Raw genomic sequence first — 18,661 nt, 5'->3', positions numbered from 1 at the left:
AACACTGTGGTGACGAAGTATGGACGCCGCCGGTAGAAGCCTCCTCCTGTTCTCGGCGCAGCCACCGGAGCCCCGTCCGGACGAAGTGCTGCCCCACCGCACGAGCCGAACGTTCACCCCCGGGCGCCGGGTGGCCCCACCCACCGCCGCGACGTGCCCCTCGCCGCGAGGGGCCAGGAGTCACAGCCAACCTCACCGTTCCCGAGGACGGTGCGTACGCCTTCCGCCTGACCAGCGACGACGGTTCGCGGTTGCGGATCGACAGCTCGGCCGTCCTCGATCACGACGGGCTGCACGGCGCGGAGCCCAAGGACGGTTCGGTGAATCTGACGGCAGTTCATCACCCGCTGCGAATCGACCACTTCGACCGTACCGGCGGCCAGCAGGTCACGCTCGAATGGAAGCCACCCGGCGCCGGTGACTTCGCCGTCGTTCCGAACTCCGTGCTGAGCACCGACGCCGACGTCGTACGAGTGACGGCGCCTTCGGCCTGCTCTACCGGGACGGCTACTTCTACCTGAACCTGTCCGTGGCGATCGACCTGGGCGGGGCGACGACCGACCCGCAGCCCGTACCGAACCGCGGTTCGACGATCAAGGTGAACAAGGAGACCGGCGAGGTCGACTACATCGCCGGGGGCCTGCGTACACCCAACGGCATCGGCTGGGGCCCGGAGGACGACATGTTCGTCCTCGACAACCAGGGCGGCTGGCTGCCCTCCTCGAAGCTGATCCACATCAAGCAGGACCGCTTCTTCAACCACCGCACCAACCCGTCGGGCCCCTTCGACGCGAAGCCGGTGACCAAGCCGGTGCTGTGGTTGCCGCAGAACGAGATAGCGAACTCCCCCAGTACGCCTCTACGGTTGGACGAAGGCCGGTTCGCCGGGCAGATGCTGTTCGGCGACGTCACCTACGGCGGCATCCAGCGCGCTTACCTGGAGAAGATCGACGGCGAGTACCAGGGGGCGGTCTTCCGCTTCACCCAGGGCCTGGAGGCGGGGGTCAACCGGTTCAGCATGGGCCCGGACGGCGCGATCTACGTCGGCGGCCTCGGCGCGGGCGGCAACTGGGGCCAGGAGGGCAAGCTGACCTACGGGCTCCAGAAGCTCTCCCCCAGCGGCGACAAGGCCTTCGGTATCCTGGCGATGCGCGCGAAGCCCGGCGGCTTCGAACTGGAATACACCGAGCCGCTCTCCGAGGAGACGGCCGCGAAACTCGCCGAGAGCTACCGGGTCGAGCAGTGGACGTACGCCCCGACCCCTGGCTACGGCGGCCCCAAGATCGACGAGGAGTCCCTCGACGTCGGTGCGGCCACCCTTTCCGAGGACCGCAAGAAGGTCACACTGACCATCCCCGGGCTCAAGGCGAACCGTGTGGTCCACGTCCGCTCGCCGCGCCCCTTCAGCTCCGCCGACGGCACGGAGCTGTGGAGCACGGAAGCCTGGTACACCCTCAACTCCCTGCCCGGCGAGCAGCCCCCGGCCACCCGGTACGAGGCGGAGGAGGCCGCCCTCAGCGGGGGCGCGGGCTTCGACACCGAGCACGCGGGCTACTCGGGCGGCGGCTTCGTCGACAACTTCGGCAACGAGGGAGCGGCGGTCACCTTCGATGTGGAGTCCGGGAAGACGGGAACCCACGACGTGGGTCTGCGCTACTCCAACGGACCCGATCCGGGGCCCGGCACCAAGACGGTGAGCGTCCACGTCAACGGGGAGAAGGTCCGGCAGACCAAGCTGCTGTCGACCACCGACTGGAAGACCTGGTCGACGGGGACGGAACGGCTGGAGCTGCGCGAGGGCCGCAACACGATCACCTACTCCTACGACAGCGGGGACACCGGCCATGTGAACCTGGACATGATCACCGTCCACCCCCAGGGCGCCCGCGTCCAGCTCTTCGACGGCACCGACCAGGCGGCCTGGCAGCATCCGGACGGCCGCACACCCAAATGGCCGGTGAACAGCGGGGAGATGGAGGTCGCCGGCGGGGACCTGCGCACCAAGCAAGGCTTCCAGGATTTCCGTGCGCACGTCGAGTTCCGGCTACCGAACCTCCCGCCGGACGTGACCGGCCAGGACCGCGCCAACAGCGGCGTGCATCTGCTGGAGCGCTACGAGATGCAGATCCTCGACTCGTACGGCGACACCACGCTCGCCGACAACGAGGCCGGGGCGATCTACACGAAGAAGGCCCCGGACGTGAACGCCGCCACGGCCCCGGAGACCTGGCAGAGTTACGACATCACCTTCCGCGCCGCCCGCTTCGACACCTCGGGCGCGAAGACGCAGGACGCCCGGGTCACCGTCGTGTGGAACGGTGTCACCGTCCACGACGACGTGGCCGTCGATGGCACGACCGGCGGCGGAGCGGCCGAGGGTCCGACGGCCGGGGCGATCAAGCTCCAGGATCACGGCAGCAAGGTCCGCTACCGCAACGTGTGGGTCGAGCCGCTCACCTAGGGGCCTCCCGTCCGGGACGATGCCGGGCTCGACGTACCGGTTTCGGGGTGGCAGCGGCCGACTGTCACCCCGGAGCCGTCCGCACCGGCGCTCCCGCCGCGCGCCGCACCGCTTCTGGTCCCGCCGCCGGTTCCGTGCCCGGCGGGGCCACCGCAATAGTGCGCCCGTGAGTCTCACCGCGCAGCGTCCGCCGCTGCTCCTCGACGTCGAACTCCGTCAGGCCGCGGCTCTCCGGCAGGAGACAACCACCAGGAACGGCCACAGCGCCTGGGCGAACGTCACCACACGCTCGGCGACGCCGGGCGCCCCCGCGCTCTGCAGTTCCGCCAGGAACCACAGAGCGCTCGCGCACATCAACGCGCTCGCGACGAGCGACACATCGAGCCTCAGCCCCCACGGCACCGGCCTGCCGTTCCGGACCGCGGCCAGGGGCGGCCACACCGCCAGCAGCACGAGGCCCGCAGTGGAAACGGCCCCGTGCTCCAACGCCCCGCCGTCGCTCGGAGCGGGCACCAGCGTCAGGGCCAGTGCGCACAGTCCGCCGCCGGCCAGGGCCACCCGCCCTGCGGACGCCGCCGGGCGGAGCGCGTACGCCGTCACCACGTAGCACGTCCCCAGCACCAGCAGTATCCCTGTCATCAGCCAGTAGCTGGCGGCACCGTAGGAGGCCAGCACGCTCAGGGTCTGCGTCGCGGGGTCGTACGCCGGTCCTTGGCGCAGCTGCGCAATCATCCAGGAGCCGACCAGAAGGACGGGGGCGCATCCGGAGGAGACCAAGGCCCACCAGGGAGCAGATCGCATCAGGTCAGCATAAATGTATAGATATCGCCCTACGCTAACTTCCGCCTGCTTTCAGTCGGCCGCGTCACCGGCCACGCGGGGACGCCCGGCAGCCAGGTCCTGACACCGGGCAGATCCACGTACTCACCCATCGTTCCGGGCCTCTCCGGGGCAGTCGCCCTTGCCGTCCCCATCTCCGTCCAGTCTGCGCCGTGGTCCCGTGGGGCGCCATGCGGAGCCCGTGCGGTTCGCGTCCGTGGGGCCTCGGCGAGCGGTGGCCCCCGGCCCTTCCCCGGCCCGTCGAAGAGATTTCGAGGAGTTTTCGGGCGACGATGTCGAGAACCCGTATCCGTCTCCGTCCCTGTAGTGGAAGCGGCCACAACGGGCCGCACAGCACCGAGGAGCGACATCATGGCCAAGTACCTTCTGCTCAAGCACTACCGTGGAGCCCCGGCCGCGGTCAACGACGTACCGATGGACCGATGGACGCCCGAGGAGATCTCGGCGCACATGCGGTACATGCAGGACTTCGCGGACCGGCTGGAGAAGTCCGGGGAGTTCGTCAACGGCTCGGCGCTCGCCCCCGAGGGCGCGTGGGTCCGGTACGACGGCGAGGGCCGCCCGCCGGTCACCGACGGACCGTTCGCCGAGACCAAGGACCTCATCGCCGGCTGGATGATCATCGACGTCGACGGCTACGACCGCGCCGTCGAGCTGGCCGGCGAACTGTCGGCCGCTCCGGGAGCGGGCGGGAAGCCCATCCACGAGTGGCTGGAGGTCCGCCCGTTCCTGTCCGCGCCGCCCACCGTGACGGAGTGACGCCACGATGAACGAGGCCCTCCTTCGGAGCCTCACTCCGAGCGTCCTCGGAATCCTCGTCCGCCGCGGAGCAGACTTCGCGGCGGCCGAGGACGCCGTGCAGGACGCCCTGGTCGAGGCGGTCCGCGTATGGCCGGACGAGCGACCGCGGGACCCGAAGGGCTGGCTGGTCACCGTGGCCTGGAGGCGATTCCTCGACGCGACCCGGGCGGAGACCTCCCGGCGGCGGCGGGAGGACCTCGTCGAAGAGGAGCCCGCGCCCGGACCCGTACCGGCGGTGGACGACACGCTCCAGCTCTATTTCCTGTGTGCCCACCCGTCGCTGACGCCGTCGTCCGCCGTCGCGCTCACGCTGCGCGCCGTCGGCGGGCTCACCACCCGCCAGATCGCCCGGGCCTATCTGGTGCCCGAGGCGACCATGGCGCAGCGCATCAGCCGGGCGAAGCGCACCGTCTCCAGCGTGCCGTTCGATCAGCCCGGCGATGTCGCCACCGTGCTGCGCGTCCTCTATCTGGTCTTCAACGAGGGCTATTCCGGCGATGTCGACCTCGCTGCAGAGGCGATCCGGCTCGCCCGGCAGCTCGCGGCAGCGATCGACCACCCGGAGGTGGCGGGGCTGCTCGCCCTCATGCTGCTCCACCATGCCCGCCGCGCCACCCGGACCGCGCTCGACGGAAGCCTGGTGCCGCTCGCCGAGCAGGACCGGGGCCGCTGGGACACCGGGGCGATCGCCGAGGGCGTCGAGATCCTGCGGGCGGCCCTCGCCCGCGACCGGCTGGGCGAGTTCCAGGCCCAGGCCGCCATCGCGGCGCTCCACGCCGACGCGCCGACCGCCGGGGAGACCGACTGGGTGCAGATCGTCGAGTGGTACGACGAGCTCGCGGGCCTGACGGACAGCCCGGTCGTCCGGCTCAACCGTGCGGTGGCCGTCGGCGAGGCCGACGGGCCACGCGCCGGGCTGGCCGAACTCGCCGCACTGAGCGACACGTTGCCGCGCCGTACGGCGGTGGCGGCGTATCTCCACGAGCGCGACGGCGACCTGCCGACGGCGGCCCGGCTGTACGCGGAGGCTGCCCATCAGGCTCCCACGCTCGCCGAGCGTGACCACCTCACGCGCCAGGCCGCGCGGCTCAACGCCGGCCTCCGGCGCTGACGGATCGACCGCGCCCACCGCGTCCGGAGGTGGTGAACGGCCGGTCCGGCGTACACCTCGGGCGCGGCAACAAGGCATCTCCAGCCAAGGGTTGGCGAGGACGGCCTCCAGAACTCCGCACCGCACGCGCGCGGATCGCCCTCGGCTCGGCAGCTCCGCGTCCAGGTTCCTCGCGCGGCCCCTGCGGCCCGTCTCGTGCGCCCCGGCGCACCGTCGTGCCGGCGGAGAAGACGGGAGCGCGAGGCTCCTCCCGATATCACGTACGGGTCGGCGGGCTTCCGCGACAGCGCCGGCGCCGTCGCCCGGCGAAGAATCGTACAGCCGAGCGAGTTGATCACTCGATCGTGACTTCCGCCCCTTCGGCGCCCGGTGCGTCGCGATGCTGTGAGACGGGCGCGCGACCTGCGCCGTCGGCAGTTCCGGGGTGGGGAGTGGCATGACGCGAGAAGCGGGACGTTACGGGGAGCTGGACGAACGGGTGGTCCTGCTCGTGGCGGGGGCGGCCGATCTGGCGGTGAGCGCGGCAGGGTCGGCTCTGGAAGCGGTACGCGGGCTGCTGCGCCGCTCGGACGCCGCAGAGCTGGCGGCGGAGGCCGAACACGAGCTGACGGCGCGCGGGCGCCTGGTGCTGGACCGGTATTCCGCCCCGCCGCCGGCCCATCTGGAGCTGCTCGCCCGGCATGCCGTCGCCCGGCGGGCCGCCGATGACGTCTGACCGGTGGGACGCGGCCGCGTTCAAGGCCCGGGTCGATGAGGTGCTGCACCCGTTCGTCGCCCGGGAGGCCGATCTGTTCGCGGCGATCGACCCGGTCCTGGCCCCGGTGGCCGCGCAGGTGGAGGCGGTCGTCGCGGACGGCAAACGGCTGCGGGCGGCGTTCTGTTACTGGGGCTGGCGGGCGGCGGGGCAGCCGGACAGTGCCGCGCTGGTGCGGGCGGCGGCCTCCCTGGAGCTGATCCACGCCGCCGCTGTCGTACACGACGATCTCATCGACGACAGCGCTCTGCGACACGGCCGCCCCACCGCGCACATCGCTCTGCGCGGGGCCGTGCGCCGTCGCCCGCGTTCCGTCGCCGCCGCCAGGTCGCTGGCGATGCTGGTGGGCGATCTGCTGCTGGGGATGGCCGGGGAGCTGTTCACCACCAGCGGTCTGCCCGTCGCCTACCTGGGCCGGGCCCGCCCGTTGTGGACGGTTCTGGGCCGGGAGCTGATCGCGGGCGAGTGCCTGGAGATCCTGCGCACCGGAGCGGTGCCTGACACCGAGACCTCGCTGAAGGTCATCCGGTACAAGACCGCCAAGTACACCGTCGAACAGCCTCTGTTGATCGGCGGCGCCCTGGCCGGGGCCGGCGGTCGGCTGCGCGAGGGCTACTCCGCCTACGGGCTGCCGCTGGGCGAGGCCTTCCAGCTGAGGGACGATCTGCTCGGGCTGTTCGGAGACCCCCGACGCACCGGCAAGGCCAACACCGACGACGTGTGCGGCCACCGGCCCACGGCCCTGCTGGCGGAGACCTGGCGAGTGGCAGGTGAGGACGACCGTGACCGGCTCCGGACCCTTCTGGGCCGGCGTGATCCGGACGAGGACGGGCTGCACGCGGTGCGCGCGGTCATGCGCGGGCTGAAGACCCCCGGCCTCGTCGAAGACATGATCACGGCGCGCGTCGAGGAAGCCCTCGACGCCCTCCATGAGCTGGACGTACCGCCGCGTGCGGCGGACGCCCTGACCGCGCTGGCGAACTCGGCGACCGTACGGCTGTCCTGACTCCTCGCCCGCCCGTTCCACACCACACCACACCACACCGAGAACAAGGAAGTCCTTTCGTGACCTGTACCGAGGCTTCGATGAACGCCCTGCGGCAGGACGGCGACGAACTGGCCGACGCCACCGTCGCCGCGCTCTTCGAACGTGGGGAGGTGGGCAAGTTCAACACGCTGATGCGCTACGTCTCGACCGCCGGCGCTCCCCTGCCGGACGGACTGCCCGATGTCGCCCGGGAGTACCTTCAGGCCACAAGTGCCCCGCCGGCCTGGGTCGACTGGGGGGAGATGGAGAAGGCCCGGCTGTTCTTCATCGACAACAACGTGCATATTTCCACCGCGCTGTCGTTCGCCTCCATGCCGGCCTGTTACGTGGTCCCGCACGTGGCCAAGCTCCTTTCCGCCACCCACGGACTGGAGTACCCCTCCAAGCGGATGGCGGAGACCGGCCAGTTCACCGTCCACCTGATGCGTCCCGACGCCTTCGAGGCCGGGGGCCGCTTCATCCCCGCCGCCCAGAAGGTCCGTCTTCTGCACGCGTCGATCCGCCATCACCTCCTGCGCGAGCAGCGGTGGGACACCGACGCACTCGGGACGCCGATCTGCCAGGAGGACATGATCGGCGGGCAGATGTTCTTCTCGCTGCTCGTGCTCGACAGCCTGCACCGCCTCGGCATCCACATGTCGGAGGAAGGCGCGGCGGCCTACTACTACGCGTGGCGGGTGGTCGGCGCGATGCTGGGCGTCAGCCAGGAGGCCGTCCCGCGGTCCCTGGATCAGGCCCGCCAGTTCCTCGACCTGTACATGATCCGGCACATGGGGCCCTCCGAGGAGGGCGCGCTGCTGACCCGGCAGCTCATCGATCTCTACGAGGAGGTCGTGCCCGGGACCCTCTTCGACCCGATCGTCTCCGCGCTCATCCGGCACCTGGTCGGCTCCACCTGCGCCGACTGGCTCCAGGTGCCCCGTACCTCGTGGGACACCGTCGTCAAGGCCGTACCCCACCTTCTGGGCGTCCTGGAGACCATCGAGGACCGGTCGCCCCTCGGCGCCTGGGCCCTGGACCGTCTCGGGCATCTCACCACCGTCCTCGAACTGTCCTCCCTCACCCGCGGACGCGTCATGCACTACGCCATCCCCGAACAGCTCAAGAAGGAGTACGGCGTCTCCCCCGGGGCGTTCCGCTCCCGCCGCTGGAAGCCGCCCGTCGTCACCGTCCCCGGCCACACACCCCACCGTGACAATTAGGTAAGCCTCACCTAACATGCGATGTGTCGTCTTCGGGTCCCCACACGCCGAGAAGCCGGTATCCCCCCTTCTTTCGTTCGCCTCCCGGGAACGGCTCCGTCCAGACGTGCGCCGTGCCCCTCCCCCGAAGGAGACATGCAGCGCATGTCCATGCCCCGCCGCGGCCGCCTGGCCGCTCTCGCCGCCCTGACCGTCGTCTCCGTGGGCGCAGGCGCCCTCGCCGTTCCCGCCTCCGCCGCCCCGGGCGTCCACGCCGCCGCACCGGCGCAAGCCGCGGGCACCACGTCCGCGGCCTCCCCGATCCTGGTGTCCGGTCAGTCCTCGTGGGGCTTCAAGGAGTCCTGGGTCCGCTACATCACGGGCTCCGGCGGTTCGGTGAACGTGGCCGGCGGCGCGACCAAGGACGCGGCCGGACTCATCGGCTATCCCGTCAAGCACGGCTCGGTGGATCCCGCGGGGCGCTCCGCGGACGTGCGCTTCGGCGGCTCGGTCACCTACGCGATGCCCAGCCACGGCATCACCGCCATCACCCTCGCCAACCCGCGCGTCCTCATCAAGGACGGCAGGGGCACACTTCACGTGGACGTGACAACCGATCTCGTCGTCGGTGAGGCCCCGGTCACCACGACGGGCGTGCCGCTCGCCACCCTCACCGCGGCGGCCGGCGCCCTCGACGGATCCGCCCTCGACTGGCGGGGCATCACAGCCGCGGTCACCGCCGAGGGCGCGGAGATCTTCACCTTCAAGGGCCGGCCCATGTACCCGGCCGGCACGGCGCTCGACCCACTCGCCGTCAGCGGCGGCGTCAGCGTCCCCACCCTGACGGTCAGCCAGGTCACCGACCTGGGCGCGGAGAACGAGGTCACGGTCACGGGCAAGGGCTACCGGCCCGGGCGCGGGGTCTACCTGGCCCAGTCCATAGCCATGCCCGGCACCACGTACCCCAGCGTCTTCGGCAACGCCGCGTACGTCCGCCAGGTCGGCGCGGACGGTACGTTCACCGTAAAGCTGAAGCTCACCGAGACATTCACCCCCTCCGGGGCTCCGGTCGTCGACTGCCGGACCACCGCCTGCTTCGTCACGAGCTTCAACTCGCACGACGGCGGCGACCCCACCTGGATGCCCTCCCGGGCCCAGGACGTCGCCCAGCCGCTCACGTTCGGCGTCGAGGTCCCCGCCGCCACCGTCATCCAGCACCCCGCGTCGCGTACCGTCCGCTCGGGCACCACCGCCGCGTTCACGGCCGCCGCGACCGGCGCGGACTCGGTCCGCTGGGAGCTCAGCACCGACCGTGGCGCGACCTGGAGCACCGTCCCCGGAGCCGCCACCACCACCCTGTCGGTCAAGGCCTCAGCCGCGCTCAACGGCCACCGCTACCGCGCCGTCTTCGTCAACACGTCTGGTGAGAGCGCCACTTCGGCCGCCGCTCTCACGGTGTCCGCCGTGCCCGCCCGGATCGTCTCCTTCAACGCCTCTCCCGAGCCGGTCGGCAAGGGCGACAAGCTGAAGGTGGTCGCCACGCTCCAGACCGCCGGCGCCACGGACAACGTCTGGCGGCCGCTGTCCAAGACGCCCGTCGTGGTCGAGTTCCGGACGAAGGGCGGCAAGACCTGGGGCCGGGCCGCCACGGTCAGCACCACCAGCAAGGGCGTCGCCTCGGCATCGGTCACCGCCGTCAAGGACGGCACCTGGCGCGCCCGTTACGCGGGGACCGCCGACCGCGCCGCGGCCGTCAGCACTTCCGACAACGTGGACGTCAAGCTGCGGACCGCCGTCTCCGGCTTCAACGCCTCCCCCGAGCCGGTCCGCAAGGGGCGCACCATCACCGTCAAGGGCACCCTGAGGAGTCTGGACGGCACCTGGAAGAACGCCTCCGGCCAGAACGTGATCATCCTGTTCAAGGCCGACGGCTCCAGCAAGTGGAGCAAGTCGGCGACCGTACGCACCAACAGCAAGGGTGTGTTCTCGAAGGGGTTCACCGCCAAGAAGGACGGCACCTGGAAGGCGCAGTTCACGACCACGTCGTCCCGTCTGGGCACGACCGGCTCCGGCGACCAGGTCGACGTGCGCTGACCCGGGCCACGCTCCGCCCGGCATTCGCGCCGCTGCCCCTCTCCCGTCGTCCGGGAGAGGGGCAGCGGCGGTGGCGGAGGCCGTACCGGTGTTGACCAGGCGGAGGACATCCGGATGTGGTGGTCGGCCCTGTGGGTGCGTTCCCGAATCGGCGCGGCGTTCGCCGGCTGTCAAGCGGCACGGCGCGATGAGGGTGCGTGGAAGGGCAGTCGAACGAGATGGGAGCGCTCCCGTCAACGGCCGAACAGGCGCCACGAGCACATCACCGGTCGAGTTCGCGTCGACGATTGGCCGACTACCGACTTGCGAAGGGTGCGAGCGCCGCCGTGGAAGAAGATCCCGTAACGCTGGTCTAGGCCAGGCCACGTCCGTCCCTCTATCCTCACCTGTAGCCGGTGACACACCAACTCCCCCACCCAGGTTGCCTGCCGGCTCGCACCCCCACTCAACCCCGTTCGAGCAGCCGGGTGACCTCCCCCATTCGCCGCCTCCAGGAGGCCACGGTGAAATTTCGCACCAGAAGCTCGGCGATCATCGGCACGCTCTGCCTCGTCACGTCACTGGCTCTGGCTCTGGCCACGGCGTCGGCCGACGAGCCCGCCGACCCGGTTCAGCCGGTGAACGCGTCCCTGACCGAAGTGGCCAGGGCCCAGGGGCCGTCCGCCGGAACGGCCGGACCCGATGACACGCTGTGGATCGCCGAACGCGCGGGAACCGTAAGAGTCCTGGACGACCAGGGCCTCGGCGCACCCGTGCTCGACATATCCGACGAGACCACCATGGACGGCGAACGCGGCTTGCTGGGCGTCGCGTTCGACAAGAACTTCGCACACTTCTACATCTCGTTCACGGACCTCGAAGGCACCAGCACGGTGGACGAGTTCACTGTGGAGGACGGCCGACTCCAGCCGGAGAGCCGGCGCACCGTCCTCACCCAGACGCAGCCGTACGCGAACCACAACGGCGGGGACATCAAGTTCGGCCCCGACGGCTATCTGTACATCGCCTTCGGCGACGGCGGAGCGGGCGGCGACCCGCACGGCAACGGGCAGAAGCTCGACACACTTCTCGGCAAGCTGCTGCGGATCGACCCGAGCGGAGGCGAGCCGTACGCGATCCCGGAGGACAACCCGTTCGTGGACGACGCGAAGGCGAAGGACGAGATCTGGGCGTACGGGCTGCGCAATCCGTGGCGGTTCTCCTTCGACGCGGGCACGGGCGACCTGCTGATCGGCGACGTCGGTCAGAGCGACTGGGAGGAGATCGACTGGGCTCCGGCGGACAGCGAGGGCGGCGAGAACTACGGCTGGTCCTCCATGGAGGGCACCCACCCCTTCCGGGGCGGCACGGAACCCGCGAACCACGTTCCGCCGGTCCACGAGTACGACCGCACGGGCCTCGGCTGCTCGGTGACCGGCGGATTCGTCTACCGCGGCGACGCGCTCCCGAACCTGCGGGGAAGCTATGTGTTCAGCGACTACTGCGACGGCACCCTGCGTACGCTCCGGATGGAGAACGGCGAGGTGACCGGCGTGGGCGACCTCGGAGTCAGCGGCGGCGAGGTCATCTCGTTCGTCGAAGGCGGTGACGGCGAGCTGTACGTCCTCGGCAGCGGTGGCGCCGTCTCCCGCGTCGACCCCGCGTGACCTGCTGAAGCGCACGGGAGGTCAGCCGCGCGGACCGGTGCCGGGGCCCGCCAATCATGATGATCGGCGGGCCCCGTCCCATGGTCCGGCCGTACGCGAGGGGGCTCGGGCCCTCGCGTACGGCCGGCACCCCGACTCACCGCCCCGAACTGATCACGGGAGGCTCCGCCCGGACGGGGCCGCGCGGTTCGCCCTCTCCGCCCCTTCGCCGCGCTGATGGCCACGACGGGCGTCCCGGTCGAAGATGCCCAGCAGCTCGCACGGCCCGCCCTCGGCGCCGATCGCGTGCGGGAGCATCGTCGGGAACTCCGCCGCCTGGTTCGTCTCGATCCGCAGGCGCCGGTTGCCCAGGAGCAGGATCGCGGTGCCGGAGAGGACGACGAGCCACTCGCGGCCCGGATGCGCGCGCAGACGGGAAGGGTTGTCGGGCGGCGGCTCGGTCATGCGCTGACGAATGACGGTCATGCCGGGTTCCGCCTTGATGGGCCACCTCATCTGACCGTGGGCCCCGTCGATCATCGGGTGGGAGACGATGTCGTCGGAGGCGGTCTCGACCAGCTGGTCCAGGGAGGTGTCCAAAGCGCGGGCGAGAGTGACCAACTGGTCCAGGGCCAGTCGGCGCCGACCGTTCTCGATGCGGCTGAGCGTGGACTGACTGACCTTCGCGCGGGCGGCCAGCTCCTCCAGGGACCAGCCCTGGGCCACCCGCAGGGCGCGGATGCGTTTGCGTACCAGGCTGTCCAGCTCACCGTCTTCTTGCGTCATAGGCATGAGCGTATGCCATGAGGGCAAAGCGCACTTGGTGTCGGACCCCCTGGGGCCTCGTCCCCTTCACCCGGGGCACCCGCGTCGCGGGCGTACGCGACGAGCGTCCGGCACGCCCCGGCCGCACTCGCCCGCGACGTCGTTCGACACCTCGGGACGGGCCGAAGCGGGAGTGCCCGTCACAACCGATCGCTGACGGCGAGGTTCGACCAGCGGGACGGGCCCATGGTCCAACAACCGTGTGACCGGTGAGCCACAACCGATGGTTGTGGGCACCTAGGCTTCAGGGCGTGGACATCGAAGCCGTGCGCACATTCGTCGCCGTCGCGGACACCGGGCAGTTCCAGGAAGCCGCCGTGGACCTGCGCATCAGCCAGCAGGCCGTCTCCAAGCGCGTGGCGGGCCTGGAACGCGTGCTCGGGGTGACATTGTTCGTCCGCACCGCGCGTGGAGCGCTCCCCACTCCGGACGGGCGTGCCTTCCTGCCCCACGCCCGCGAGGTCCTGCGGGCCGTGGAGCGAGCTGCTACCTCGGTACGCCCCGGGGGCCGGGTGCTGCGTGTGGACGTGCTCCACCGGCGCATCGCCCCGGCGCTGGCCGTACACGGCTTCTACCAGGCCCACCCCGGCACGGACCTGGACGTGGTGACGCTGGCGGACGCGCATGTGACCGGGGCGGCCGAGGCGGTGCGGGCCGGCGAGATCGACGCGACCTTCCGCGCCGTGCACGCGGGCGCACTGCCCGGCGGGATCAGCGCCGAACGCGTCCTGGACGATCCGTTGCAGCTCCTCGTCGGACCGCGCCACCCGCTGGCCTCCGCCCGGTCGTTGGCTCCGCGGGACTTGGCCGGGCACCGGATCTGGATCCCGGGCATCAGGCAGGGCACCGAGTGGGCCGCCTACTACGACGGGCTCGCGGAGGGCTTCGATCTGCGTATCGACGCGGTCGGGCCCGACTTCGGGACCGAGGCGCTGATGGACTCGATCGCCGACTCCGCCGCGCTGGCCACACTCGTCGGCTCCCGGGACCGGTACGTGTGGCCGGCCTCGCACGACCTGCGGCGGATTCCGGTCGTGGGTCCGACGCCGGTCTACCCGCACGTGCTCCTGTACCGGACGGGCAACCCGCACCCGGTTCTGGGTGCGCTGCGGAGGTACCTCGCGCAGGTGCGGCCGAAGCCGCCGGGCGACGCGTGGACACCGGGCTGGGCCCGCTGACGCCCGTCGACGACTTCACCGCCCCGATGGCCGTCGGCCCGTGCGGCGAGCGCCCTCGACTCAGGGGCGTTGCGAGGGGACGGGCCGGAGCCCGGGCCAGCGGGCGAGCATCTGCCGGCGCATGCCCGTGCAGAGGGTGCCCAGTCCGCTCAGACCATCGCGGCCGGCAGTCATGCCGCCGACGACACCGAGCCGGTGGACGAGGCGTTGCCGGGCGGTCACGGTGCCCCATTTCCAGTCGCGGACCGGGATCCGGGCCAGGTGATCGGTGCCTGTGCGGTGGGCCCTCCGGACCAGGGCGTCGCCCCGGATCAGCCAGCCGGCGCAGGAGTCGGCGAGGCCGCAGTGGAGTTCGTCGCCGGTCTCGGTGCGCCATGCCGTGCGGTAGGCGGCCTCCGCCCGTTCCAGCAGCGGGGCGGGCGCCGCGGTGACACACCAGCAGGTCGGGAAGCCGATGCGCAGGTAGGCGAGTTCCACCAGCCCGCTGCCCAGTGAGGCCTGTTCGAAGTCGATGAACCGGGTCCCGTCGGCGGTGTGCAGGTCGTTGCCGGGGCACGGGTCGCCGTGGAGCAGGGCGTGCCCGGGCACCCCGGCGAGCCGGTGCACCAGTTCGTCGAGCTCTCCGGGCGCTTCGGGAGGGACGGGAGCGCCGAGAGCCTCGGCCAGCCGGAGGAAGGAGGCGGCGTCGGCCCCGTCCGGACCCTGCCAGCGGGGCAGCACTCCGGCGTGCTCGGGGCGGGCGACGGCATGCAGCCGGGCCAGTGCCGCCGCGTAGTCCACGATCCAGTCGCCGGAGGGGTGTTGGTGGTCCAGATGCTCCAGGACCAGCACCCGGTCCTCGGGGGCGGTGCCCAGCAGTGCGGGCACCACGGCCGGGTCGGCTCCGGCGGCAAGACGCAACGCGGCCAGTTCGCGGGCGTACCGCTCATCGGCGTCGGGACCGTCGACGATCTGCTTCACCACCACCGGCGCCCCGGTCGTCTCCACCCGCCACACCCGTGAGCGCGGGCTGCTGCTCAGCCGTCGGGAACGCCTCGGAGCGCCCAGGCCGGCTCGTAGCCCGTCCCCCCACGGCAGTCGCGATCCCATACGCTCATCCTCGCACGGGGTCCATGTCCTGATCCGTGGGATGCGACACGTGCCCGCGCCCCGAGTCCGGCGTCGGGCCCCCGCGTTGCGGTGGGGGCGTGGCCGGCCCGTACGGTACGGCAGGTGAACGAACCGCTCGAAGCCGTGACCGGCCCCCATGCGGACGAACGTGTCCGGGCCGCGACGATCCGCGTGTTCCTGGCGCTCGCTCCGCCCGACGACGCGAAGGACGAGCTGGCACAGGCGTTGCGCCCGACCTATGACGCCTACCCCCGCATGCGGTGGAACCGCGTCGAGGACTGGCACATCACCCTGGCGTTCCTCGGTGAGCTACCGGTCGCCACCGTCCCGCCCCTGATGCCTCCGCTCGCCGAACTCGCGGCGCTGCGAGAGCCCCTGCGGCTGGCGCTGCGCGGCGGCGGGCACTTCGACGAACGGGTGCTGTGGACCGGGGTCACGGGGGATGTCGAAGAGCTGCACCACCTCGCCACCGACGTGCGCGCCCTCGTCAGGGAGTGCGGTGTCTCCTTCCCCGAGCGGCCGCTCCGGCCCCACCTGACGCTGGCCCGGTCCCGCCGGGGCGACCACACGGCCGCGGTGGAGGCCGCGGCAGGGCTCGCCGCGTTCGCCGGCCGGAGCTGGGAGGCCGGGCGTCTCCACCTGGTCGGCAGCAACATCGGCCGAGGCCCGGGGCCGATCCACTACCGCGACATCGAGGCCTGGGACTTCCGCCACGGGGCGGACGGGACCTGAACGAACGCCGTGCTCCGCCACTGCGGTCGCGGCGCCGGCCGAGGACGAACGGGAGAGCAGACGCAAGCCCGCCCGGTTCACGCGTCTCGGCATCGGTCGGGTTCCGCCGCCCGGTGCCGACCAGCAACGGTCCTCGCCGACGACCTGGCTCACCGCGACAGCTGATCACCGGTCACGGATTCGCCGGTTCGCCGGCTTGCGCCGCTCCGGCGCGGTGCGGAGCCCGCTTCCGGCCGGGCGCCGGCCCTCGGGGCTCAGCGCTCCTCGGCAGCCTCGCCCAGGGCATCGGTGAGACGGCCCAGGACTTCCTGCAGTCCGAGCACCTCGTCCAGGGACAGACCGGTGGCGTCCAGCACGCCACGGGGGACGGACAGTGCGCGGTCGCGCAGTCGCACGCCCTCGTCGGTCAGGTCGATCAGAACGGAGCGTTCGTCCTCGCGGCTGCGCTCGCGCCGGACCAGTCCGGCCGTCTCCAGCCTCTTCAGCAACGGCGAGAGGGTTCCGGAGTCCAGATGGAGGCGCTCCCCGATGCCCTTGACCGGCTGGGGGCCGTGCTCCCACAGGACCAGCATGACCAGGTACTGCGAGTAGGTGAGACCCAGGCCCTTGAGAACCTGCCGGTAGAAGCCGCCGAACGCGCGCGAAGCGGCGTGCAGCGAGAAGCAGACCTGGTGGTCCAGGCGCAGCAGCTCCGCGTCGGGAACGCCGGAGAGATCGGGCGAGGCGCCCGGAACGGTGGTCATGAGAACCAGCGTACCGCCGGCCACATCATTGAGTTGTGCGCAATTCAGTTGTGTGCAATCTTTATTCCTGTCGCCGCGACCATCCCGGTCGGGGCTCCAGTGGAGGGTCACCCATGGACGCGTTGTACACCGCCGCCGCCACCGCCAACGGCCGCGAGGGCCGCGCCGTGAGCTCGGACGGCCGGATCGACCTCCCCCTCGCCATGCCCCCGGCACTCGGCGGCAACGGCCGGGGCACCAACCCCGAGCAGCTCTTCGCCGCCGGCTACGCCGCCTGTTTCGCCGGCGCGATGGCCGCGGTCGGTCGCGAGATGAAGGTCGACACCAAGGACGCCTCCGTGACCGCCGAGGTCTCCATCGGCAAGGACGGCGGCGGCTTCGGGCTCGCGGTGGTCATACGCGTGGAACTCCCGGAGGCCCTCGCGGGCGAGGCCGGGCAGAAGCTGGTCGAGGCCACCCACGCCTACTGCCCGTACTCCAAGGCCACACGGGGAAACATCGACGTCGAACTGGTCATCGAGTAGCGCCGCCCTCAGGTCGCCGCCTCTCATCCGGTCGTCCCCCTTTCGGCGGGCCGGCCAGGAAGGCCCCCGGCCGGCCCCGCGCATCAGGGCGTCATTCCTTCAACCGGGCCAGCACCGCGCCCACCGCGCGGTGCACGGCCTCGCGCGCCCCGTCGGTCGGGTCGAGCGTCTCGAAGCCGTGACGCCCCTCCGGTACGTCGATGACCTCGACGTTCGCTCCGCAGCGAGTGGCCTCGGTCAGGAACTCCTCGACGGTAGCGGCGATTTCGGCACTCTCGCGTTCCGCCCGGACCAGCACGATGGGAAGGCGACCGGCGTGGGAGACCACCCTGACCGGGTGGAAACGGGAGCCGCCCAGCCCCCAGCTAGGCAGCGGCGAGAGGATCGGGTAGTTCGCTGCCACGCAGCGCAGCCACGCCGGCGGATTCATCAGCCAGTCCGCCATGATCGGCCCCCCGCCCGAGAAGAACCACAGGACGACCCGGTCCGCGTCCACCCTCGGATCGGCGCGCACCCGCTCCACCGCGTCGGCCACGTCCGCGGCGGCCACCTCGTAGTCGGTCACGGCGCGCAGGCGGTGGTCGAACGTCACGCCCACGACTCCCTGCCCCGCGACGTGGCGCGCGTATCCCGCCAGCGTCGGCCAGTCCCGGGGCGTCGGCCGCGCCTCGGCGGGCACCGGTCCGCCGTGCACGAACACCACGGCCGGGTGTGGGCCCGGACCGTCCGGCAGGTACAGGTCGGTGTTCCCGGTCCGTTCGCGGGGCCTTTCGGGCAGGTCGAGGAGGAACGGCCGCAGATGGGCGGCCGTACGGGCGGCGTCGGCGGTGGCCAGCCGGTGTCCCCCGCCGGACGCGGCCTCGATCAGGGTCTCCGCCAGCGCGGCGGGGCAGGACAGCATCGGCCAGTGCCCCGTGGGCAGTTCGAGGAAGGGGACCCGGGCCTCGGCCAGGGCCACGAGGGCCGGATCGCCGACGTCCACCAAGATCTGGAGCATCTCGACGCCCGGCCCGTTGCCGGTGCACAGCACCCCGGTCACCGGCACGTCGGTCACGGCTCCGGTGAGCCGCAACGGCTGGAGCAGCGTGCCCAGCGGCTGCGGTGCCGCGAGGGCGGTGAGCCCGTCGAGCGCCGCCCCGGAGAGACCCGCGGTGCTCCCCCAGCGGGACCACGCGTCCCGGGCCGGGGGTGGCAGCTCACCGCCGGCCCCCCGTTCCCCGTTTCCGGCGGCGCGCTCCACCACCTCCTCGCGCAGACGTTGGTCGCTCACGGCGGCCAGGGCGGGGACTCCGTCCCGCGGCATCCCCGCGTCGAGGTAGACGATCCGGGCGATCGACCCGGCCCTCCGGTCGGCAGCGCCGACCACCGGGTGGATGCCGTAGTCGTGGCCGACGAGGACGATCTTCCGGCCGGCCTCCGCAGCCACCGCGTCGATCACCGCGAGCACGTCCGCGACATGGGTCCCCAGGTCGACGGCCTCGCCGGGATCTCCGGGGCGTCCGCCGAGTGCGGTGAGCGCCACCGTTCGCACCTCGGCGCCGTCCGCGGTCAGCCGAGCGGCGGTGTCCCGCCACACATGCGGTCCGGTGAACGTCCCGGCCACCAGGATGAATACGGTCATGGTCCCTCCTTGT

General features: G+C 71.6%; 15 protein-coding genes and 1 pseudogene. 11 read left to right on the top strand and 5 right to left on the bottom strand.

Annotation, left to right across the window (positions count from 1 at the left end; genetic code table 11):
* Positions 1–179: 179 nt before the first annotated feature.
* Positions 180–2,461, top strand: a pseudogene (locus tag ACZ60Q_RS22915) (3-keto-alpha-glucoside-1,2-lyase-like domain-containing protein); the annotation flags it as partial.
* A gap of 216 nt (positions 2,462–2,677) precedes the next feature.
* Here the strand turns inward: ACZ60Q_RS22915 and ACZ60Q_RS22910 are convergent.
* A complete protein-coding gene (locus ACZ60Q_RS22910; protein WP_469637552.1) occupies positions 2,678–3,262 on the bottom strand; it encodes a DUF998 domain-containing protein in 585 nt (194 codons plus the stop codon).
* Positions 3,263–3,652: 390 nt separating this feature from the next.
* On the opposite strand from ACZ60Q_RS22910, the gene ACZ60Q_RS22905 reads away from it, so the two are divergent.
* The 7 genes from ACZ60Q_RS22905 (at position 3,653) to ACZ60Q_RS22875 (ending at position 11,936) form a co-directional block, all read left to right on the top strand.
* The gene (locus tag ACZ60Q_RS22905) at positions 3,653–4,060 is read left to right on the top strand and encodes a YciI family protein (RefSeq protein ID WP_469637549.1); all 408 of its coding nucleotides are present in this window, start codon (positions 3,653–3,655) and stop codon (positions 4,058–4,060) included.
* Between the two features lie 7 nt (positions 4,061–4,067).
* Positions 4,068–5,213, top strand: a complete 1,146-nt coding sequence (locus tag ACZ60Q_RS22900; RefSeq protein WP_469637546.1) for an RNA polymerase sigma factor — start codon at positions 4,068–4,070, stop codon at positions 5,211–5,213.
* 436 nt (positions 5,214–5,649) lie between these two features.
* Positions 5,650–5,928 carry a polyprenyl synthetase gene (locus ACZ60Q_RS22895; RefSeq protein WP_469637544.1) on the top strand — a complete coding sequence of 93 codons (279 nt, stop codon included), beginning with the start codon at positions 5,650–5,652 and terminating at the stop codon, positions 5,926–5,928.
* The gene (locus ACZ60Q_RS22890; protein ID WP_469637541.1) at positions 5,918–6,973 is read left to right on the top strand and encodes a polyprenyl synthetase family protein; all 1,056 of its coding nucleotides are present in this window, start codon (positions 5,918–5,920) and stop codon (positions 6,971–6,973) included. The genes ACZ60Q_RS22895 and ACZ60Q_RS22890 overlap by 11 nt, the downstream gene beginning before the upstream one ends.
* Before the next feature lie 59 nt (positions 6,974–7,032).
* Complete coding sequence (locus tag ACZ60Q_RS22885) at positions 7,033–8,217, top strand: oxygenase MpaB family protein (protein WP_469637538.1); 1,185 nt, start codon at positions 7,033–7,035, stop codon at positions 8,215–8,217.
* A 144-nt stretch (positions 8,218–8,361) separates the two neighbouring features.
* A complete protein-coding gene (locus ACZ60Q_RS22880) occupies positions 8,362–10,290 on the top strand; it encodes an HtaA domain-containing protein (RefSeq protein WP_469637535.1) in 1,929 nt (642 codons plus the stop codon).
* A gap of 503 nt (positions 10,291–10,793) precedes the next feature.
* A complete protein-coding gene (locus ACZ60Q_RS22875; protein ID WP_469637532.1) occupies positions 10,794–11,936 on the top strand; it encodes a PQQ-dependent sugar dehydrogenase in 1,143 nt (380 codons plus the stop codon).
* Between the two features lie 153 nt (positions 11,937–12,089).
* Here the strand turns inward: ACZ60Q_RS22875 and ACZ60Q_RS22870 are convergent, their stop codons facing one another.
* Positions 12,090–12,701 (bottom strand): helix-turn-helix domain-containing protein, encoded by a 612-nt coding sequence (locus ACZ60Q_RS22870; RefSeq protein WP_469637529.1) that lies wholly within the window; start codon positions 12,699–12,701, stop codon positions 12,090–12,092.
* A 290-nt stretch (positions 12,702–12,991) separates the two neighbouring features.
* Between ACZ60Q_RS22870 and ACZ60Q_RS22865 the strand changes: the two genes are divergently transcribed.
* Positions 12,992–13,918 carry a LysR family transcriptional regulator gene (locus ACZ60Q_RS22865; protein WP_469637526.1) on the top strand — a complete coding sequence of 309 codons (927 nt, stop codon included), beginning with the start codon at positions 12,992–12,994 and terminating at the stop codon, positions 13,916–13,918.
* 60 nt (positions 13,919–13,978) lie between these two features.
* Here ACZ60Q_RS22865 and ACZ60Q_RS22860 read toward each other — a convergent pair whose 3' ends face one another.
* Positions 13,979–15,007, bottom strand: a complete 1,029-nt coding sequence (locus ACZ60Q_RS22860; protein WP_469637523.1) for an aminoglycoside phosphotransferase family protein — start codon at positions 15,005–15,007, stop codon at positions 13,979–13,981.
* 123 nt (positions 15,008–15,130) lie between these two features.
* On the opposite strand from ACZ60Q_RS22860, the gene thpR reads away from it, so the two are divergent.
* Positions 15,131–15,760 carry an RNA 2',3'-cyclic phosphodiesterase gene (gene thpR, locus ACZ60Q_RS22855; RefSeq protein WP_469637520.1) on the top strand — a complete coding sequence of 210 codons (630 nt, stop codon included), beginning with the start codon at positions 15,131–15,133 and terminating at the stop codon, positions 15,758–15,760.
* 254 nt (positions 15,761–16,014) lie between these two features.
* Here thpR and ACZ60Q_RS22850 read toward each other — a convergent pair whose 3' ends face one another.
* Positions 16,015–16,503 carry a MarR family winged helix-turn-helix transcriptional regulator gene (locus ACZ60Q_RS22850; RefSeq protein ID WP_469637517.1) on the bottom strand — a complete coding sequence of 163 codons (489 nt, stop codon included), beginning with the start codon at positions 16,501–16,503 and terminating at the stop codon, positions 16,015–16,017.
* A 113-nt stretch (positions 16,504–16,616) separates the two neighbouring features.
* On the opposite strand from ACZ60Q_RS22850, the gene ACZ60Q_RS22845 reads away from it, so the two are divergent.
* The gene (locus tag ACZ60Q_RS22845; protein WP_469637514.1) at positions 16,617–17,027 is read left to right on the top strand and encodes an Ohr family peroxiredoxin; all 411 of its coding nucleotides are present in this window, start codon (positions 16,617–16,619) and stop codon (positions 17,025–17,027) included.
* Between the two features lie 91 nt (positions 17,028–17,118).
* On the opposite strand, the gene ACZ60Q_RS22840 is transcribed toward ACZ60Q_RS22845, so the two are convergent.
* Entirely contained in the window at positions 17,119–18,648 is a 1,530-nt protein-coding gene (locus tag ACZ60Q_RS22840; RefSeq protein WP_469637511.1) for an alpha/beta hydrolase, read from the bottom strand.
* Between the last annotated feature and the right edge of the window lie 13 nt (positions 18,649–18,661).

Source organism: Streptomyces sp. NPDC104313 (assembly GCF_055583985.1).
The sequence above is the reverse complement of the archived record's forward strand: the minus strand, read 5'-3'. Positions and strand labels throughout refer to the sequence as shown.